The sequence below is a fragment of the Polaromonas sp. P1_F1 genome (assembly GCF_056405795.1).
Genome location: NZ_JBFUBJ010000005.1, coordinates 99587 through 114443 on the forward strand (window position 1 = coordinate 99587; position 14857 = coordinate 114443).

Annotated in this window: 12 protein-coding genes; 10 read left to right on the forward strand and 2 right to left on the reverse strand. The window is 61.6% G+C overall.

Features of this window, described 5'->3' with window-relative positions; all coding sequences use genetic code 11:
* Window positions 1-97: 97 nt before the first annotated feature.
* From AC1DZE_RS14945 to AC1DZE_RS14990, 10 genes are all read left to right on the forward strand, one after another.
* The gene (locus tag AC1DZE_RS14945; protein WP_477700244.1) at window positions 98-1495 is read left to right on the forward strand and encodes a TAXI family TRAP transporter solute-binding subunit; all 1398 of its coding nucleotides are present in this window, start codon (window positions 98-100) and stop codon (window positions 1493-1495) included.
* Between the two features lie 162 nt (window positions 1496-1657).
* Window positions 1658-2638, forward strand: a complete 981-nt coding sequence (locus tag AC1DZE_RS14950; RefSeq protein ID WP_477671984.1) for an ABC transporter permease — start codon at window positions 1658-1660, stop codon at window positions 2636-2638.
* Window positions 2639-2710: 72 nt separating this feature from the next.
* Window positions 2711-4294 carry an ABC transporter substrate-binding protein gene (locus AC1DZE_RS14955; protein WP_477671435.1) on the forward strand — a complete coding sequence of 528 codons (1584 nt, stop codon included), beginning with the start codon at window positions 2711-2713 and terminating at the stop codon, window positions 4292-4294.
* 243 nt (window positions 4295-4537) lie between these two features.
* Window positions 4538-5455 (forward strand): ABC transporter permease, encoded by a 918-nt coding sequence (locus tag AC1DZE_RS14960; RefSeq protein WP_477671434.1) that lies wholly within the window; start codon window positions 4538-4540, stop codon window positions 5453-5455.
* A gap of 129 nt (window positions 5456-5584) precedes the next feature.
* Window positions 5585-6562, forward strand: a complete 978-nt coding sequence (locus AC1DZE_RS14965; RefSeq protein ID WP_477671985.1) for an ABC transporter ATP-binding protein — start codon at window positions 5585-5587, stop codon at window positions 6560-6562.
* Entirely contained in the window at window positions 6559-7599 is a 1041-nt protein-coding gene (locus tag AC1DZE_RS14970) for an ABC transporter ATP-binding protein (protein WP_477671432.1), read from the forward strand. Before AC1DZE_RS14965 ends, AC1DZE_RS14970 begins: the two co-directional genes overlap by 4 nt.
* Window positions 7600-7679: 80 nt before the next feature.
* On the forward strand, window positions 7680-8894 hold the full coding sequence (locus tag AC1DZE_RS14975) for a M20 aminoacylase family protein (protein WP_477671986.1): 1215 nt from the start codon (window positions 7680-7682) through the stop codon (window positions 8892-8894).
* A gap of 16 nt (window positions 8895-8910) precedes the next feature.
* Window positions 8911-10008: a M14 family metallopeptidase gene (locus AC1DZE_RS14980; RefSeq protein WP_477671987.1), complete on the forward strand. Its 1098-nt coding sequence runs from the start codon at window positions 8911-8913 to the stop codon at window positions 10006-10008.
* A gap of 74 nt (window positions 10009-10082) precedes the next feature.
* Entirely contained in the window at window positions 10083-11846 is a 1764-nt protein-coding gene (locus AC1DZE_RS14985) for a sensor histidine kinase (protein ID WP_477700245.1), read from the forward strand.
* Between the two features lie 165 nt (window positions 11847-12011).
* Window positions 12012-12377, forward strand: coding sequence for a response regulator transcription factor (locus AC1DZE_RS14990; protein ID WP_477671428.1), 366 nt, complete (start codon window positions 12012-12014; stop codon window positions 12375-12377).
* 10 nt (window positions 12378-12387) lie between these two features.
* Here AC1DZE_RS14990 and AC1DZE_RS14995 read toward each other — a convergent pair whose 3' ends face one another.
* Both AC1DZE_RS14995 and ettA read right to left on the reverse strand, forming a co-directional pair.
* Window positions 12388-12924 carry a DUF1415 domain-containing protein gene (locus AC1DZE_RS14995; protein ID WP_477674372.1) on the reverse strand — a complete coding sequence of 179 codons (537 nt, stop codon included), beginning with the start codon at window positions 12922-12924 and terminating at the stop codon, window positions 12388-12390.
* Between the two features lie 14 nt (window positions 12925-12938).
* Window positions 12939-14600 (reverse strand): energy-dependent translational throttle protein EttA, encoded by a 1662-nt coding sequence (gene ettA, locus AC1DZE_RS15000; protein WP_457279253.1) that lies wholly within the window; start codon window positions 14598-14600, stop codon window positions 12939-12941.
* Between the last annotated feature and the right edge of the window lie 257 nt (window positions 14601-14857).

Sequence of the window (14857 nt, forward strand, 5' to 3'; positions counted from 1 at the left end):
GCTTCTTGCGCTTGTCCTGATTGGCCTGCAGGCCATTTTTACCAATAGACAAACTTTGCCTGCAGGCCGGCAGCGGCCCCATGCTATGGTTCGGCGCATGCCTAAAACCATTCGCTACACCCTGTTGTCCCTGCGCGATCTGTGGGTCTCCGCCGGCCCGTTCATCCTGCTGGCGGCGGCGCTGCTGGTATTGGCCTATTGGTGGCTGGACCCAAACCCGCCCAAGCGGGTGAGCCTGGCGACCGGCCCGGCGCAAAGCGCCTATGAAGAATTCGGCAAACGCTACGCCAAGGCGCTGGCTCAGGAGGGCATCCAGGTGGTCCTTGTGCCCTCGGAAGGCTCAGCCGCCAACCTGCAGTTGCTGCGCGAAGGCAAGGTGGACGTCGGTTTTGTCCAGGGCGGCACCAGCGACTACACCGCCCAGGATGAAGAAGACCTGTCGTCGCTGGGCAGCCTGTTTGTGGAACCGCTCTGGCTGTTCTACCGGGAAGATGCGGCGCGCAAAGTAGCTGCCGCGGCACGGGCCGCGAAGGCGCCAGGCAGCCGACTCGCCCCAAAGGCAGATTCCGCGGATACGGGCGAAGACGCCAGCCTCACATCGCTCACGCAATTGCAGGGCCTGCGCGTCAACCTGGGAACGCCAGGCAGCGGCGTCCCCAGCCTGATGGCAAAGCTGTTCGACAGCAACCGCATCGACCCCGCTACGATGAAAGTGTCGAGACTGGAGCAGACGCCCGCGACCGTGGCCTTTCTGGGCGGGGAACTGGACGCGATTGTGTTCGCGTCCGCCCCGGAGTCGCTGATGGTGCAGATGCTGCTGCAAACCCCCGGCGTCAAGCTCATGAATTTTGCCCAGAGCGAAGCCTATTCGCGGCGCTTTGCATTTTTGACGCCGACCCGCCTGCCACGCGGCGTGGTGGATCTGGCGGGCAATATTCCGCCCGATGACGTACGGCTGGTCGCATCGACCACCTCACTTATCACGCGCTCCGGTATTCATCCCGCGCTGCAGCAGCTGCTGGCCCAGGCCGGCAACGACATCCATGGCGGGGCCGGCTGGTTCAAAAGCGCCCGCGAATACCCGAACCGCGACAACAGCGAATTGCCCATTGCCAAGGAGGCCGAGCGCGCCATCAAGAACGGCACCCCCGTACTGCAGCGCTACCTGCCCTTCTGGGTGGCCAACCTGGTCGAGCGGATGTGGCTGGCGATGGGCATCATCATCGCCATCATGCTGCCGCTGTCGCGCATCATCCCGCCGCTGTATGCCTTTCGTGTGCGTTCACGCATCTTCCGCTGGTACGGCCAACTGCGCGACATCGAAAACCGCGTGGAAATCTCCGGGGAAAACAGTGGCAACGCGGCCTTGCTGGAAGAACTCAACAACCTGGAAAGCCGCGCCGAAAAAATCACGGTGCCGCTGTCCTATACCGACGAGTTGTATGCGCTGCGCAGCAACATCCACCTGGTCCGAAAAAAGCTGCAAAGGCTTTAAAGCCGGTCGCGCCGCAAAGAGGCGCGCGGCACCTTAAAAGGGCAATGAAAAGCCCGATTCAGGGCAATTGCCGGGGCCACGCGGTTCTTTAACCCTAAAGTAAACCCCTGTGTCGGCATAGCAATTGCTCTGCTAGTATCGTCCGACACTTTTCTTTGGCCAATGCTTGCTTTTATTCTGCGCCGCCTGATCCAGGCCGTGATCGTGATGGTCGTGGTCGCCTTGATTGCCTTCATGCTCTTTCAGTATGTCGGTGACCCGGTGGTGTTCCTTCTGGGGCAGGACGCCACACCGGCGCAGATCCGGCAACTGCGCACCGACCTCGGGCTGGACCGGCCTTTTATCGTCCAGTTCTGGCATTTCCTGGTCAACGCCGCGCAGGGCGAATTCGGCTTGAGCCTGCGACAGGGCGCCAAGGTATCGCGCCTGATTTCCGAACGTTTTCCCGCGACGCTGGAGCTTGCGCTGGTGGCGGCCGTTTTGGCCTTGCTCATCGGTATCCCGATGGGCGTCTATTCGGCGCTGCGCCGCGGCTCGTTCCTGAGCCAGGTGTTCATGACGGTGTCACTGCTGGGTGTTTCATTGCCCACTTTCCTGATCGGTATCCTGCTGATCCTGGTGTTCGCCGTGGGCCTGGGCTGGTTCCCGAGCTTTGGCCGTGGCGAGACAGTGCAGATCGGCTGGTGGAGCACAGGCCTCTTCAAGGCCGACGGCTGGCACCACATCGTCCTGCCGGCCGTGACGCTGGCGGTCTTTCAGCTCACGTTGATCATGCGGCTGGTGCGCGCCGAAATGCTGGAGGTATTGCGCACCGACTACATCAAGTTCGCACGGGCGCGCGGCCTGCCCGACCGGACCATCCATTTCGGCCATGCCTTGCGCAACACGCTGGTGCCGGTAATGACCATTACCGGTCTGCAACTGGGCGGGTTGATCGCCTTTGCCATCATCACCGAAACCGTCTTTCAATGGCCCGGCATGGGCCTGCTGTTCATCCAGGCGGTGACCTTTGCCGACATCCCCGTCATGGCCGCTTACCTGTGCCTGATTGCGCTGATTTTTGTGGCCATCAACCTGGTCGTCGACCTGCTGTATTTCGCAGTGGACCCCCGGCTTCGCGTCGGCAATGCCGCGGGCCACTGATGGCGCAGGCCGCACCCCTTTATTTCATTTTTTACACCCGCAAGTCCTCATCCCTTTCACAAGGAGTTCCTGATGAAATTCAAGTCCAATCTGCTTTCAGCCGCTGTGCTGTGCGGCCTCACGGCCACAAGTTTTATCGCTTCGGCGCAAACCCTGCGAGTCGCCAACCAGGGCGATTCTTTGTCGATGGATCCGCACTCGCTGAACGAATCGCTTCAGCTCAGCGTGACGGGCAATGCCTATGAAGGCCTGGTCATCCGCAACAAGGACCTGAGCCTGGCGCCTGGCCTGGCGACCTCGTGGAAACAGACATCACCTTCCGTATGGCGCTTCGAACTGCGCAAGGGCGTGCAGTTTCACGACGGCACGCCGTTCACCGCCGATGACGTGGTGTTCAGCTTTAACCGCACCCAGGCCGACGGCTCGGACATGAAGAGCTACACCAACGACTTCAAGGAAGTGCGCAAGATCAACGACCATGTGGTTGAGATCGAAACCAAAACACCCTTTCCCATCTTGCCCGACGTGATCACGCTGGTTTACATCATGAGCAAGAAATGGTGCGAAACCAACCAGGCGACCAAACCGGTGGACCGCCGTAAAGGCATTGAAAACGCCGCGTCCTTCCGTGCCAACGGCACCGGCCCTTACCGGGTACGGGAGCGTCAACCCAATGTGCGCACCACCTTTGTCCGCAACGGCACCTACTGGGGCAAGATTGAAGGCAACGTTCAGGAGGTGGTCTTCACCCCCATCGGCAACGACGCCACGCGCGTGGCAGCCTTGCTGTCCGGTGAAGTCGACGTGATGGAGCCCGTGCCGGTGCAGGATATTGACCGTGTCAACAGCAACGCCGCAACCCGTGTTCTGGCCGGACCAGAGCTGCGCACCATTTTCCTGGGCATGGACCAAAAGCGCGACGAACTCCTGTATTCCAGCGTGAAGGGCAAAAACCCGTTCAAGGACAAGCGCGTGCGCCAGGCCTTCTATCAGGCCATCGACATCGAAAGCATCAAGAAAACCGTGATGCGCGGCGGCTCCAACCCGACAGCGCTGCTGATTGGCCCCGGTATCAACGGCTTCCAGGCCGACCAGAACAAGCGCTTGCCCTACGACCCTGAAGCCGCCAAAAAACTGATGGCAGATGCCGGCTATGCGAGTGGTTTTGAAGTGTCCATGAACTGTCCGAATGACCGTTATGTGAACGACAGCCGGATTTGCCAGGCTGTGGCAGCCAATCTTTCACGCATCAACGTCAAGATCAACCTCCAGGCTGAAACCAAAGGCACCTATTTCCCCAAGATTTTGCGTCGCGACACCAGCTTTTACATGCTGGGCTGGACACCCGGCACTTATGACGCCCACAACGCCATGAATGCCCTGGTCGCCTGTGTCGACGACAAGGGCGCTGGCCAGTTCAATCTGGGCGCATATTGCAATCCGAAGTTTGACGAACTGACCAGGAAGGTCCAATCCGAAACCGACAAGACCAAGCGCAATGCGATGATCAAGGAAGCGTTCGACATCCACGGGGCCGACATCGGCCACATACCGCTGCACCAGCAGTCGCTGGCCTGGGGCATGAACAAGAAGGTGGAACTGGTCCAGATGGCCGACAACTTCATGTTCTTCAAGTGGATAACTGTGAAGAAGTAAACACCCCCCTGTTGCCTTTTCGCTGCGCGTAGCGGCCTCTCCCCTGCAGGGGACAACAGCAGCGGCCTGGCAAGCCGGTTCCGCGCTGAAGGTAACCTCCCCCCTGTTGCCTTTTCGCTTCGCGTAACGGCCTCTCCCCTGCAGGGGACAACAGCAGCGGCCCGGCAAAGCCGGCTCCGCGCTGTCGCTGGCACAGGACTCGCTTTACTCGACCCTAGTTAATACGGACTACGCATTCTTTTGATGACAAAAACTCTTGCGCGCTGGTTTGACAGCGATGTGGTCCACAGTTTTCGCACCTCGCCGGTTGCGATGCTTGCGGCGGCCATTGCGCTGGTCTGCGTTTTCTGTTCGGTGTTTGCCGGCTGGGTGGCCCCGCATGACCCGTTCAACCTCAGCACACTGGAGCTCAGCGATGCGCGCCTGCCCCCGGCCTGGAGCGCGCAGGGCAGTTCGAAATACCTGCTGGGCACCGATGACCAGGGGCGGGACATTTTATCGGCGCTGATGTATGGCGCGCGCATTTCACTGATAGTGGGCGTGGCCTCTGTCATCCTCTCCATGCTGGCTGGCGTGTCGCTGGGCTTGCTCGCGGGCTTTCGCGGCGGCTGGATCGACGCGGCCCTGATGCGCGTATGCGATGTGATGTCATCTTTTCCGCCAATCCTGGTCGCGCTGCTGATCGCCGGTGTGGGCCGCGCGGTGTTTCCTGACGCGAGTCAGCTCCTCGCCATGGGCGTGCTGATTCTGTCGATCTCGATGGGGCAGGCGGGCTGGGTGCAATACGCGCGCACGGTACGCGGATCAACCATGGTGGAACGCAGCAAGGAATATGTACAGGCCGCACGCGTCACCGGTGTCTCGCCGTTGCGCATCATGCGGCGCCATGTGCTGCCCAATGTGATGGGGCCTGTACTGGTGCTTGCCACCATCCAGGTGGCGACCGCCATCATCACCGAAGCCACGCTGTCCTTCCTGGGTGTGGGCGCGCCGCCCACCTCACCCTCGCTGGGTACGTTGATCCGTGTCGGCAACGACTACCTGTTCTCGGGCGAGTGGTGGATCACCGTGTTCCCGGGCCTGATGCTGGTGTTGATTGCGCTGAGCGTGAATCTGCTCGGTGACTGGTTGCGTGATGCCCTCAATCCCCGTCTAAGGTAGGCCGAAAAATGAATGCCCCCACGCTTGTCATTACGTGTACTAAGCTGCCCCCCGAGGGAGCGCATTTTTCCTTGGGGCGGCCCGGCGGAAAAACCTTACTCATCGCTCACTTCGTGAGCTGAACCGTCAATGAGTCTTTTACAAATCAAGAACCTGGTGGTCGAGTTTCCCGGCCGGCGTGGCACGCTGCGTGCGCTGGACGACATCTCGTTTGACATCGCCCCTGGCGAAATCCTTGGCGTGGTCGGTGAATCGGGCGCGGGCAAGTCGCTGACCGGGGCGGCCATCATCGGCCTGCTGGAGCCGCCCGGGCGCGTGGCGGGCGGCCAGATCCTGCTCGAGGGCGAGCGCATCGACAACCTGCCCCACGAACGCATGCGTCACATCCGGGGGCGCAAGATAGGCGCGATCTTCCAGGATCCGCTGACCTCGCTGAATCCGCTCTACACCATAGGCCGGCAATTGGTGGAAACCATCCAGGCTCATTTGCCCGTCAGCACGCAGGAAGCCCGGGCGCGCGCCATCGAACTGCTGGATGACACCGGCATTCCCGCAGCCGCCCAGCGCATAGACCACTACCCGCATCAGTTCTCGGGCGGTATGCGCCAGCGCGTGGTAATCGCCCTGGCGCTGGCGGCCGAGCCCAAGCTCATCGTGGCCGACGAACCGACCACCGCGCTTGACGTATCGATCCAGGCACAAATCATCACCCTGCTCAAAAATATCTGCCGGCAGCGCGGCGCCGCCGTCATGCTGATCACCCACGACATGGGCGTGATCGCCGAAACCTGTGACCGTGTGGCCGTGATGTATGCCGGGCGGATCGCCGAGATAGGCCCAGTGCACCAGGTGATCAACCACCCCTCGCATCCCTACACGGCGGGCCTGATGGCCGCGATTCCCGACATTACCGTGGAGCGTGAGCGCCTGTATCAGATCGACGGCGCCATGCCGCGCCTGAACGCCATCCCACAGGGATGCGCCTTCAATCCGCGCTGCCCCAAGGCCTTTGAACGCTGCCGCCAGGACAGGCCGGACCTGATGCCGGCCGGCGCCACGCAGGCGGCGTGCTGGTTGCATGACGCGCATGCGGGGGTGGCCGCATGAGCGACATCCTGAATGCCGAAGTATTGCAAAACGCGGCAAAGGTTGGGGAACCGCTGGTCCAGGCGCACGACCTGGCCAAGACTTTCGATGTGTCGCCGCCCTGGCTCAACCGCGTGCTGGAGCGCAAGCCCCGCCTGCTGCTCAAGGCCGTCGACGGCGTAAGCTTCGACATCGAGAGAGGCAAGACGCTGGCACTGGTCGGCGAATCGGGCTGCGGCAAAAGCACCGTCGCCCGCCTGCTAGTGGGTCTCTATGAGCCGACGCGCGGTGGATTGACCTTTGACGGCCAGGATGCGCATTCCGCTTTCAAGACACCCCAGGGCCGGCAATTGCGCAGGCGCATCCAGATGATTTTTCAGGACCCCTATGCCAGCCTGAACCCGCGCTGGACGGTGGAGGACATCATCGCAGAACCGTTGCACGAGCACGGCATTCTGAGTGACAGCGCAGCACTCAAGGAACGCGTGGACGAACTGCTGAGGTCGGTGGGCCTGTCTGCGCTGGACAAGCCCAAGTATCCACATCAATTCTCGGGTGGGCAGCGCCAGCGCATATCGATCGCGCGCGCACTGGCCACGGAGCCCGAGTTCCTGGTCTGCGACGAACCGACCTCGGCGCTGGACGTGAGCGTGCAGGCGCAGGTGCTCAACATCATGAAGGACCTGCAACGAAAGCGCGGCCTGACTTACCTCTTCATCTCGCACAACCTCGCAGTGGTGCGCCACGTCAGCGACCACGTCGGCGTGATGTACCTGGGCCGCGTCGTGGAACTGGCCGACAAGCACAGCCTGTTCGGCACACCGCGCCATCCCTACACACGCATGCTGCTGGATGCCATCCCCAAGATGCACGACACCGGCCGCGCCCGCACCCCTGTGTCGGGCGAAGTGCCCAATCCGCTGAACCCGCCCACCGGCTGCACCTTCCACCCACGTTGCCCGCATGCCAACGAGCGTTGCCGCAGCGAACGGCCGGAGTTTCTGCAGCTCGAAGGCGTTCGTGTGGCCTGCCATGCGGTTGAAGAGGGCCGAATTTAGGGAACAAATACCAAGAACCCAGGCACGGCCATGCAAAGCGGAACCGGCTTGGTTAATATGTACTCTCAGGGGACACCGCCATGAAAATCATTGAATCCATCCTGGCCGGGGCGGCCGACATCGCTGCCGTGCGCCGCGACATCCACGCCCATCCCGAACTGTGCTTCCAGGAAGTACGCACTGCCGACGTGGTCGCGCAAAAGCTCGAATCCTGGGGCATCCCGATTCACCGCGGCATGGGCACCACCGGCGTGGTGGGTATCGTGCACGGCCGCGACGGCGGCGCTTGTGGCCGGGCCGTGGGGCTGCGCGCCGACATGGACGCGCTGCCCATGCAGGAGTTCAACAAATTCCCCCATGCCAGCACGCGGCAGGGCAAGATGCACGCCTGCGGCCATGATGGCCACACCGCGATGCTGCTGGCCGCGGCACGCCACCTCTCGCAGAACCGAGACTTTGACGGCACGGTCTACCTGATCTTCCAGCCGGCCGAGGAAGGCGGCGGCGGCGCGCGCGAGATGATCAAGGACGGCCTCTTTGAAAAATTCCCCGTCGAAGCGGTCTTTGGCATGCACAACTGGCCGGGCGCGCCTGTCGGCACTTTCGCGGTCAGCGCGGGGCCAGTGATGGCATCAAGCAACGAGTTCAAGATCACCATACGCGGCAAGGGCAGCCACGCCGCGATGCCGCACTTCGGCATCGACCCTGTGCCTATCGCCTGCCAGATGGTGCAGGGCTTCCAGACCATCATCAGCCGCAACAAAAAACCGGTTGATGCGGGCGTCATCTCGGTGACCATGATTCACGCCGGAGAAGCGACCAACGTGGTGCCAGACTTCTGCGAGTTGCAGGGCACAGTGCGCACGTTCAGCATTGAAGTGCTGGACATGATTGAAAAGCGCATGAAGGAAGTGGCCGAACACACCTGTGCCGCGTTTGAAGCACGCTGCGAATTCGAGTTCACGCGCAACTACCCGCCCACGGTCAACAGCGCCGCCGAGGCCGACTTCGCACGCCGGGTGATGAGCGACATCGTGGGGCCGGCCAACGTGCTGCCGCAGGAGCCCACCATGGGCGCCGAAGACTTCGCCTACATGCTGCAAGCCAAACCCGGCGCCTACTGTTTCATTTCCAACGGAGACGGCGCGCACCGCGACATGGGCCACGGCGAAGGGCCCTGCACGCTGCACAACCCGAGCTACGACTTCAACGACGACCTGATCCCCCTGGGTGGCACCTACTGGGTCCAGCTGGCTACGCGCTGGCTGGGCACGGTTCCTGAGGTGCGCCCCTGACAACGCCAACAACACCATGAACACACACGCGGCTTTTTCAGCCAGTTATGCGGCTGCGCGCGCCAAATTCCTCGAGGCGGCTCGCGCCGCCGGCATGGCGCTTCGCGCCTATGAACACCCGCTGAAGGGCCGCGACGGCGAAACCCTCGCGATGGATGTGGCCCTGGACGGCTCACCTGACGCAAACAAGCTCTTTATCGTCAGCAGCGCTTGCCACGGCGTGGAAGGCTACTGTGGCTCGGGTGTGCAGGTGTATGCCGCACAGGACGCCGAATGGCGCGCCAAGGCCCGCGCGGGCGGTGTGGCAGTGCTCTACATTCACGCGATCAATCCTCACGGCTTTTCCCATGCACGGCGCACCACGCACGAAAACGTGGACTTGAACCGCAACTTCCATGACTTCGGCCAGCCCTTGCCTGTCAATGAGGCTTACCGCGAGCTCCACGATTTGCTGCTACCCGCGCGGTGGCCCCCTACAAGCGAAAACCAGGCCGCCATTGCGGCCTACATTGACACCCGTGGTGTGGCACGCTACCAGGCGGCCGTGTCGCAAGGCCAGCACGAATACGCCGATGGCATGTTTTTCGGCGGGACGGAGCCAACGTGGAGCAATCGCACCTTGCGCGAAGTGCTGCAAACATTCGGGCAACGGGCTAAACGCATCGCCTGGATGGACCTGCACACAGGACTGGGCCCCAGCGGGATTGGTGAGCGCATTTTTGCCTGCGACAACGATCCCATAGCCCTGGCACGCGCGCGCGCCTGGTGGGACGGCGGCGGCGCCACCCCCGTCACCTCGTTCTACGACGGCTCCTCCAGCTCGGCGCACCTGACGGGTTTGATGTGGGCGTCGGTTCCCGACGAATGCCCACAGGCCGAATACACCGGCATGGCCATGGAATACGGTACGGTGCCCATTCTGGACGTCATTGCCGCCCTGCGTGCCGATCACTGGCTGCACAAGCATCCTGAGATGCCCGCGGAGCAACAGGCGACGATCAAGCGGCAGATGATGAACGCGTTTTATGTCGACACGGACGAATGGCGCTCGCAAATCGTGGCTCAGGCGCGCCAGGCCATGTTCCAGACCGTGAGCGGACTGAACACCCCCTGAACCAGGGCCGCATAATGACTCGGGTGCAGCCATTGCAGCAGCCCTCTTTTCAACCCGAGCACGAAAGCCGCGCCATGCCGTCCGACGCCGATCTGCAACTCCAGCTCAAGCAGCTGCAACAGCAATACCAGGGGTTAGAGGCCGACTACCGGAATTTGCAGCTTGAAAAGCAAAAGCAGGAGACATCCGCCACCCTGTGGCTGGAACAGCGAACCCGCGAACTTCAGGTCGAAGCGCTGGAGCAAAAAAAAGCCGAAACCCTGCAACGGGTTTTTTACCGCATTGCCGAGCGTGCAGCAGCAGATCTCTCTTTCTACGATTTCCTGCAGTCGGTTCACGGCTTGCTGGGAGAGCTGCTGTATGCCAAAAATTGCTATGTGTGTCTGTACGACGCGCAGAAACACCGAAAGGATTTCCCCTATTACGTGGACGAGCGCGATGGCGATGCGCTGCAACTGAGCAATGTGCCGTACCGCAGGGGTCTGACCGAATTCGTCCTGAGTACCGGCAAGCCGCAAATTATTGACGCCATGCGCCTGAAGGTACTGGAAGCCGCCGGTGATGTGACGGAAGGCAGTGGCGACATGACTTTCAGTTCCTGGCTGGGCGTGCCCATGCACATACGCGGCACCATAGGCGGCGTACTCGCAGTGCAGGGCTATGAACCGGGCGTGGCCTACAGCGACACCGATGCCGACATCCTGTCCTTTGTCGCCAACCACGTCAGCAGTGCGATTGAACGCTATCAGGCGCTGGATGAATTGCGTAAATCGGAAGAGCGCTACCGCACGGTGATTGAAAACGTCGGTGTCGGCGTGGTGGTTGTGCAGGACGGCCGCATGGTATTTGCCAACCCCAGCCTGGAGCGCATCGTGGGCCATCCGCGGGAGTACCTGCTGTCCCAGCCCTACACCGCGACCGTCCACCCCGACGACCTGCCGGTGATGCGCGAGCGCCACGAGCGTCGCCTGCGGGGCGACGAGGTCGACTCGATGTACGGTTTTCGCGTGATCACCCAGGCTGGCGAAGTTCGTTCGCTGGAGCTCTCCGCCGTGCAGATCGAATGGGGCAAGCGCGAGGCGACCCTGATCTTCGTGGTAGATGCGACGGCCCGCTTGCAGGCCGAACTGACGCAGCGCCAGACCCTGCAGCGGCAAACCGAGCTCAATGACATGAAGTCGCGCTTCATCTCGGTGGCGTCGCATGAATTCCGCACGCCGCTGGCCTTTATCCTGTCGTCCGCCGAACTCCTCAAGCACTACGGCGACCGCCTGCCCGAGCCCGAAAAAGCCGACGTCATCGCCACCATAGAAACCGGCGTACAACGCATGACCCAGATGCTGGACCGCGTGCTGCTGCTGGGCAAGGTGGAGGCCCAAATGCTGGCGTTCCAGCCGGCAGAGATCAATCTGCAACTGCTTTGCCAGAACCTGGTGGAAGATGCGCGCATCCAGTATTCAGAGGCGGGCTGCGAGCTGATCCTGGAATTCGGGGCCCGGCCGGAGATCGGGATTTTTGATGAAAAGCTGCTGCGCCATATCTTCGGCAACCTGCTGTCCAACGCCATCAAGTATTCGCCGCAAGGCGGAAAAGTCTCTTTTCGCGTGTTTTCGTTGGAGGGACGTGTGGCCTTTGAGGTGGCGGACCAGGGCATAGGCATTCCGGCCGAAGAGCTTCCCCACCTTTTCGAATGGTTCCACCGGGCCAGCAATGTCGGCGAAATCCAGGGCACGGGCCTGGGGCTGGCCATCGTCAAAAATTCGGTCGACCTGCACGGCGGCCACATCAACGTAACCAGCGTCGTGGGCCAGGGCACGCGCTTTACCGTCACGATTTGAGTCGCGGAACCTGGCCAAACCAGCCAGCGCATCGGGCAGATTGGGGAAACCGGGGTAAGGCTATAAGATGGATACCAGCTCGGCACTGCGACAGAGCCTGCCGGGTAGCTCAGGGAAATCAGCCCCGCCCACGATGAAATGCGGGGACTTCAATGCGAAAGAAAAATGGCGCGCATTCTGGTGATTGAAGATGAATCCCATATCCGGGACAACCTGCTGCGCTTTGTCCGGCTGGAGGGCCACGAAGGCCTGGCAGCGGCAGACGGCCATGCCGGCCTGCAAGTGGCCAGAGAGCAGCAGCCGGACCTGATTTTTTGCGATGTGATGATGCCGCTGATGAACGGCATGGAGGTTCTGGCCGCGCTGCAATCGGAACCTGCCCTCAAGCAGGTGCCCTTTGTGTTCCTGTCGGCCAGCGCGGAGTCAGAGCGGCTGGAGGAAGCCTTGCGCCTGGGTGCCAGCGGCTACGTGACCAAGCCCTTTAATTTCGCGCAGCTGCACGCGGTGCTCAAGCAGCACTTGCCCAAATAAGGCCTCAGCGTTATAGGCCCAGCGCCTTCCAGCCCGTGTGGCCCAGCTTTTCGAGCGTCTGGATGTTCTGCTCAAAGATAGCCTCAGCCTCGGGAAACGCCTCCACGGCCCGTTCCACGCTTTCCTCGCGCAGCAAATGCAGGATGGCAAAGGGTGCGCGGTTCGTGTAGTTGCCAATGTCGCCGGGCTCGGTGCCATCGAACTGGAACTGCGGGTGAAAGCTGGCCAGCTGGATCACACCTTCGAGGCCATGCTCATCCACCACGCCTTCGGCGATTTCCAGGAAATCGTTGAAGTCCAGGAAGTCGTCAAACAGCGTGGAGTGAATCAGCAGCGTGGTGTCGACCTCTTCGGCCGGCGTCGCCGCCAGCAGATCCAGTTCGCGGTCCAGTTCTTCGAGCAGGCCGTCCGCATGGCGGGCCCGGCTCACCACCAGGCGCACCTGGTTCTTGACATAGACCGCCTTGGCGAACGGGCACAGGTTGAGCCCGATCACGGCTTTTTCGAGCCACAAGCGGGTTTTGTCCAGAACCTCCTGGTCTGTCATGACTGCGTCCAGGCTTAGTGCAGGGCCTTAAAGCGCACACGCTTCGGTTTGGCGCCCTCTTCACCCAAGCGTTTCTTCTTGTCGGCTTCGTACTCCTGGTAATTGCCGTTGAAGAAAGTCCACTGGCTGTCGCCTTCGGCGGCCAGGATGTGGGTGGCGATACGGTCCAGAAACCAGCGGTCATGGCTGATCACCAGCACGGAGCCGGCGAATTCCAGCAGCGCGTCTTCCAGCGCGCGCAGGGTTTCCACATCCAAATCGTTTGAGGGTTCGTCAAGCATCAGCACGTTGCCGCCCGCGATCAGGGTCTTGGCCAGGTGCAGGCGCCCGCGCTCTCCGCCCGACAGCATGCCGACGCGTTTTTGCTGGTCTGCACCGTTGAAGTTGAAACGGCCAGCGTAGGCCCGGCTGGGCATGGTGAACTTGCCGACGGTCAGCATGTCCAGTCCGCCCGAGATGTCTTCCCAGACGGTTTTTTCATTGGCCAGATCATCGCGGTGCTGGTCGACGAAAGCCATGCGCGCGGTCTTGCCGATGGCGACTTCGCCGCTGTCGGGCGTTTCCTTGCCGGCGATCAGCTTGAACAACGTGGACTTGCCTGCGCCGTTCGGGCCGATGATGCCGACGATGGCGCCTGCGGGCACCTGGAAGCTGAGGTTGTCGATCAGCAGGCGGTCACCGAAGGATTTACTGACATTCTTGAATTCGATGACTTCATTGCCCAGGCGCTCGGCCACAGGGATGAAGATTTCCTGGGTTTCGTTGCGCTGCTGGTATTCGAAGTCGGAGAGTTCCTCAAAACGGGCCAGGCGCGACTTGCTCTTGGCCTGGCGCGCCTTGGGGTTCTGGCGTGACCATTCGAGTTCCTTCTTCAGGGCCTTGGCGCGGGCTTCCTCACCCTTTTGCTCCTGTGCCAGGCGCTCGCCCTTCTGGTCCAGCCAGCTGCTGTAGTTGCCCTTCCAGGGGATACCGTGGCCGCGGTCCAGCTCCAGGATCCACTCGGCGGCGTTGTCCAGGAAGTAGCGATCGTGGGTGATGGCCACCACGGTGCCCGAAAAGCGCTGCAGAAACTGCTCCAGCCAGTCCACCGATTCGGCATCCAGGTGATTGGTGGGTTCGTCAAGCAGCAGCATGTCGGGCCGGGACAGCAGTAAGCTGCACAAGGCCACGCGGCGTTTTTCGCCGCCCGAGAGCACACCGATCTTGGCGTCCCAGGGCGGCAGGCGCAGCGCGTCGGCGGCGATTTCAAGCTGGTGCTCGGAATCGGTGCCGGCGGTGGCGATGATGGCTTCCAGGCGGGCCTGCTCGGCGGCCAGCGCATCGAAGTCGGCATCGGGCTCCCCGTAAGCCGTGTACACAGCTTCGAGCTGGGCCTTGGCGGCGAATACCGCGCCCATGCCGGCTTCCACGCTTTCGCGTACCGTGTGCTCGGGGTCCAGCTTGGGTTCCTGCGGCAGGTAGCCGATGTTCAGGCCCGGCATGGGAGTGGCTTCGCCCTCGATTTCCGTGTCCAGGCCGGCCATGATCTTGAGCAGCGTGGACTTGCCGGAACCGTTGGTGCCCAGCACGCCGATCTTGGCGCCCGGGAAGAAGCTGAGCGACACCTCTTTAAGGATATGGCGCTTGGGCGGCACGATTTTGCCGACCTTGTTCATAGTAAATACGTACTGAGCCATCAGGATTAACTTTGGTAAAAATGAAAACAATGCAGGAAAACGGGCTGCTTGCCGCCTGTACATGCTATTTCTACAGGCTGTCAGCAGGCTTTCTTGCGGGCTGGAACGACACGCCGCGCCTGGGCGCAAACGCCTTTTGGCAAAGCGTGTTTTATGCGTGAATGCCTCCATTATCGTTGCTGTGCGACAATACAGGCGTTGCTGGCTCCAGTTGCCTTCAACATTTGGGCACATCCGGGTACCGCTTCAAGTGGCTG